This window comes from Aquiluna sp. (assembly GCF_965064355.1).
Genome location: NZ_CBCHRQ010000084.1, coordinates 1 through 4,631 on the forward strand (window position 1 = coordinate 1; position 4,631 = coordinate 4,631).

4 protein-coding genes are annotated in these 4,631 nt (G+C 53.6%); all 4 read left to right on the top strand.

What is annotated here, in order from left to right; genetic code table 11:
- Positions 1 to 546, top strand: a 546-nt coding sequence (locus AC128V_RS06595; RefSeq protein WP_482763881.1) for a GMP synthase (glutamine-hydrolyzing), incomplete at its 5' end; no start/stop codon positions are given.
- A complete protein-coding gene (locus AC128V_RS06600; RefSeq protein ID WP_482763882.1) occupies positions 537 to 1,376 on the top strand; it encodes a glycerophosphodiester phosphodiesterase in 840 nt (279 codons plus the stop codon). The genes AC128V_RS06595 and AC128V_RS06600, both read left to right, overlap by 10 nt.
- A 10-nt stretch (positions 1,377 to 1,386) precedes the next feature.
- Positions 1,387 to 3,654: an ATP-dependent helicase gene (locus AC128V_RS06605; protein WP_482763883.1), complete on the top strand. Its 2,268-nt coding sequence runs from the start codon at positions 1,387 to 1,389 to the stop codon at positions 3,652 to 3,654.
- A 69-nt stretch (positions 3,655 to 3,723) separates the two neighbouring features.
- A partial coding sequence (gene sucC / locus AC128V_RS06610) for an ADP-forming succinate--CoA ligase subunit beta (protein WP_482763884.1) occupies positions 3,724 to 4,631 on the top strand: 908 nt, incomplete at its 3' end.

A 4,631-nucleotide genomic window follows, 5' to 3' on the forward strand; every position in this document is an offset into this window, starting at 1 on the left:
GAATCCGGTGGCGGCGCAACCGCGGGTATCAAGTCTCACCACAACGTTGGAGGTCTTCCAGAAGACCTGCAGTTTGAACTGGTCGAGCCACTGCGCGCACTGTTTAAGGACGAGGTGCGAGCAATTGGTGCCGAGCTTGGTTTGCCGCACGAAATAGTCCAGCGCCAGCCATTCCCAGGTCCTGGTCTCGGCATTCGCATCGTCGGTGAAGTAACCAAGGAGCGCTTGGAGCTCTTGCGTGAGGCAGATGCAATTGTTCGCGAGGAACTAAGTGCAGCCGGCAAGGATCTAGAGATTTGGCAGTGTCCGGTTGTGCTTTTGGCCGATGTTCGATCGGTTGGCGTGCAAGGCGATGGCCGCAGCTACGGTCACCCGATTGTGCTTCGTCCGGTTTCATCTGAGGATGCGATGACGGCGGACTGGTCGAGATTGCCATATGACCTGCTGGCAAAGATTTCCAACCGCATTACCAATGAGGTGGCGGATGTAAACCGCGTGGTTTTGGACATCACCTCAAAGCCTCCTGGAACTATCGAATGGGAGTAAGTGTTTTTGGTCACCGCGGTGCCTGCGGTTACCTGCCGGAAAACACCATGCCCTCCCTTGAGCTGGGCTTCGAGCTAGGTTCAGACGCCATTGAATTTGATGTGGTGCTAACCAAAGACTCCGTGCCGGTAATTCTGCACGATCTAGAGCTAACCAAAACCACAAATGTCGCTTCGTATCCGGAGCTTCCAACTTCGGTTTATGAGCTGACCTTGAAGCAGCTAAAGCTGCTGCGTGTGATGGAAAGATACCCAGAGCAAAGGATTGAGTCTGCAAAGCGCAGCGGACAGTTCGAGGTTCCGACCTTGAACGAACTGCTCGCCAATCCGGCCTTTAATGGCAAGCATCTGATTCTCGAACTCAAAGACGGCAAACAACTCTTGACCAAAGGCCTAGACCTGGTATCAGCAGTCGCACAAGAACTAGCTGCTTCAAATTGGCAAGAGCGCGGCATCAGGCTAACTGTTGAGAGCTTCGAATTTTCAATCTTAAAAACTGCAATGAGCGCCTTCGGCCCCGGAATCGACTTCGTCTTTCTATCCGCACCGGGAACCTTGCCGGCTGGGAGGACAACCTTGGAAGATGACCTTTTGGCAGAGATTGCGTCACAGTTCGATGGTGTTTCGGTTGCGATAGAGATGCTTTGGGAAAATGATTTTGTCGCTCGGGCAATAGCTTTAGGACTGACCGTCTTTACCTATACGGCTCGGGTTGAAACCGCGCAGGGCGAGGTTGAGAGCTGGTTTGAGAAGCTGGTTCTAAGCGGTGTGGATGGAATCTTTGCCGACCAGCCAGACCGGCTGATCCAAACCGTCAGTCGGCTGACCTAAGCTACCTCAGATGCCTTTAGACCTCTTCGAACAAAATGACCCAGACGCACTGCTTACGGGATTAAATCCGCAGCAGCGCGAGGCTGTCGAATACCGCGGCCGGGCACTTTTGATCGTTGCCGGTGCCGGCAGTGGTAAGACCAGGGTGTTAACCCACCGCATCGCACACTTCTTGGCCCAAAAAGAACTTTGGCCATCGCAGATTTTGGCAATCACCTTTACCAATAAGGCTGCCGCCGAAATGCGCGAGCGCGTCGAAGCGCTGATTGGTGCATCAAGCGAAGGTATGTGGATCAAGACCTTCCACTCGGCCTGCCTGCAAATTCTTCGTCGCGAGGCAGATCGCCTTGGCCATGATTCGAACTTCACGGTTTACGACACCGGTGACACCAGAGCGCTTCTCAAGAGATTGCTGCGCGAAGCAGGTGCCGAGGATGCGGATATCAAACCGCAGCAGGCAGCAGCGATTATTTCCAACGCCAAGAACGAACTCAGAGATGCCGAAGACTTTGCTCGCAATGCTGATCGCTCAAACCCGAAAGAGCGAATCGTGGCCGAGGTGTTCCAAGGCTATGAGCGAGAACTGCTTCGCAATAATGCCTTTGACTTTGATGACCTGATTTCCGAGACAGTTGGTCTACTTCGTGCTCACCCTGAGGTTAGGGCCAGGTATCAGAAGCGTTTCCGACACCTACTTGTGGACGAGTACCAAGACACAAACCACGCGCAATATGCACTAATTCGAGAGTTCACCAGGCCGCTGCCGGATGACTACGCAAACTTTGATGAGCGCACCGGCGAGGTATTGCAGCCAGCCCAGCTAACCGTTGTTGGTGACTCGGATCAGTCGATCTACGCCTTCCGCGGCGCGGACATTAGAAACATCACTGAGTTTGAGCGCGACTTCCCCGGAGCGCAGACCATCCTGTTGGAGCAGAACTACCGCTCGACCCAGAACATTCTGTCTGGGGCGAATGCCGTCATTTCACAAAACCCATACCGTCCAGCGAAGAACCTCTGGACCGACCAGGGCAGTGGTGAGCTAATTTCAATCTTCACTGGTTTCGACGAGCGTAATGAAGCTGCCTATGTGGTCGACCAGATCAAAAAACTTCACGCGGAGGGAACTAACTACCGCGACGTTGCAATTCTTTACCGCACCAATGCACTGACACCTTCTTTAGAGGCCGAGCTCAAGAGCCAGCTAATTCCATATGCCGTCATCGGCGGCTTGAAGTTCTTTGAGCGCAGAGAAATCAAAGACGCTCTGGCGTATTTGACCGTGATTTCCAATGCGCGAAATGACGAGGCTGCCAGAAGAGTTTTGAACATCCCAACCCGCGGCATCGGTGAAAAGACCGAACTCAAGATCGCACAGTTTGCTAGAGACAACGACATGTCATTTAGGCAGGCTCTTAGCTTTGCAAACCAGCTCGGTCTTGGGCCAAAGCTCACCCTCACGGTCGAAGGTTTTGGCGAACTTCTCAATGAGCTAGATGCGCTATCCGCAACTGAAGGTCCCGCTGAGGTGTTGAAGTCCGTCCTTGAGCGAAGCGGCTATCGCTCATCGCTTGAGGGATCACGGGATCCGCAGGATGAAGCCAGGGTAGACAACCTAGATGCGCTATTGGGACAGCTCTTTGACTGGCAGGCAAATAACCCAGAGGGCACCCTTGCCGACTACCTGGCCGAGGTGACACTTGCAGCAGCAGCCGATGAAATCGAAGATGAGTCCGGAAGCATTTCACTGATGACCCTGCACACTGCCAAGGGCTTGGAGTATCAGGTGGTTTTCCTGATTGGCCTTGAGCAAGGAACCTTGCCTCACGTTAGATCCTTCGATGAACCCGGCGGCCTGCAGGAAGAACGCAGGTTGATGTATGTCGGTATGACCCGAGCCAAACAAAAGCTCTACATTTCACACGCCCTGCAGCGCACACTTTTTGGCAACACCGCATCATTTATCCCATCGAGCTTCCTAAGCGATATTCCGAGCGAGCTTTGCGAGCAGGTCGGAGCAGAGCGTCGTGAACTTCGCTCTGCCGGCACACAACCGGTTCGCTCGAGTTGGCAGGGTGCTGTAAATACACCGGCCGCGATTAGAGACAACAAAGATCTAGAGCTTGCGGTCGGGGATTCAGTGCAGCACGACACCTTTGGCAAGGGTCAAGTAATCGCGGTTGCGGGTAATCCACCCAAGCAAACCGCCGAAGTGCGCTTCGACTCTGGAGTAACCAAGCGGTTGCTGGTCAAAATGGCACCAATTACCAAGCTCTAGGGATTTTGAGCCAGCCTGAATCACTAGACTTGACGTTGTTGCCCGCTTACTTCAGAAACGGAAATACCCTTGGATTTATTTGAATATCAAGCGCGCGATCTTTTCGAGAAACACGGTGTTCCGGTTCTCGCAGGTCGCATCGCAGACACCCCAGAAGAAGCCGAAGCAGCCGCAAAGGCTATCGGTGGAACCGTTGTTGTAAAGGCCCAGGTTAAAACCGGTGGTCGAGGCAAAGCCGGTGGTGTCAAGGTTGCCCACTCTCCAGCTGAGGCTCGCGAAAAGGCTGAGGCAATTTTGGGCCTAGACATCAAGGGTCACGTTGTAAAGCGCGTGATGATTGCCCAGGGTGCATCTATCGACAAAGAGTTCTACTTCTCAGTCTTGCTTGACAGATCAAACCGCACCTTCCTAGCGCTTTGCAGCGTTGAGGGTGGCATGGAGATTGAGCAGCTTGCAGTTGAGCGTCCAGAGGCACTGGCAAAGATTCCGGTATCTGCAGTTCAAGGCATCGATAAGGCCAAGGCAGTTGAGATTGCAACCGCCGCTAAGTTCCCAAGCGAACTTAGCGATGCAGTTTCCGATGTGTTCGTAAAGCTTTACGAAGTATTCAAAAAAGAAGACGCCACTTTGGTGGAGGTCAACCCACTGGTTCTAACCAGCGGTGGAGAGATCGTTGCCCTGGACGGCAAGGTTACCTTCGACGACAACGCAGAGTTCCGTCACGAGCGTGAGGCAATGGAGCGCGACCAGCTCGATCCTCTCGAGGCTAAGGCCAAGGAGATGGACCTCAACTACGTGAAGCTAGATGGCGAAGTTGGAATCATCGGTAACGGTGCCGGATTGGTTATGAGCACCCTGGACGTAGTTGCCTACGCCGGTGAGCGTCACGGCAACGTGAAGCCCGCTAACTTCCTAGACATCGGTGGCGGTGCCTCTGCTGAGGTAATGGCTGCAGGTCTGGATGTCATCTTGAACGA

Excerpts from the sequence above, each read along its gene's own strand:
- AC128V_RS06600 (WP_482763882.1), top strand. The coding sequence starts at position 537 with ATGGGAGTAAGTGTTTTTGGTCACCGCGGTGCCTGCGGTTACCTGCCG.
- AC128V_RS06605 (WP_482763883.1), top strand. The coding sequence starts at position 1,387 with ATGCCTTTAGACCTCTTCGAACAAAATGACCCAGACGCACTGCTTACG.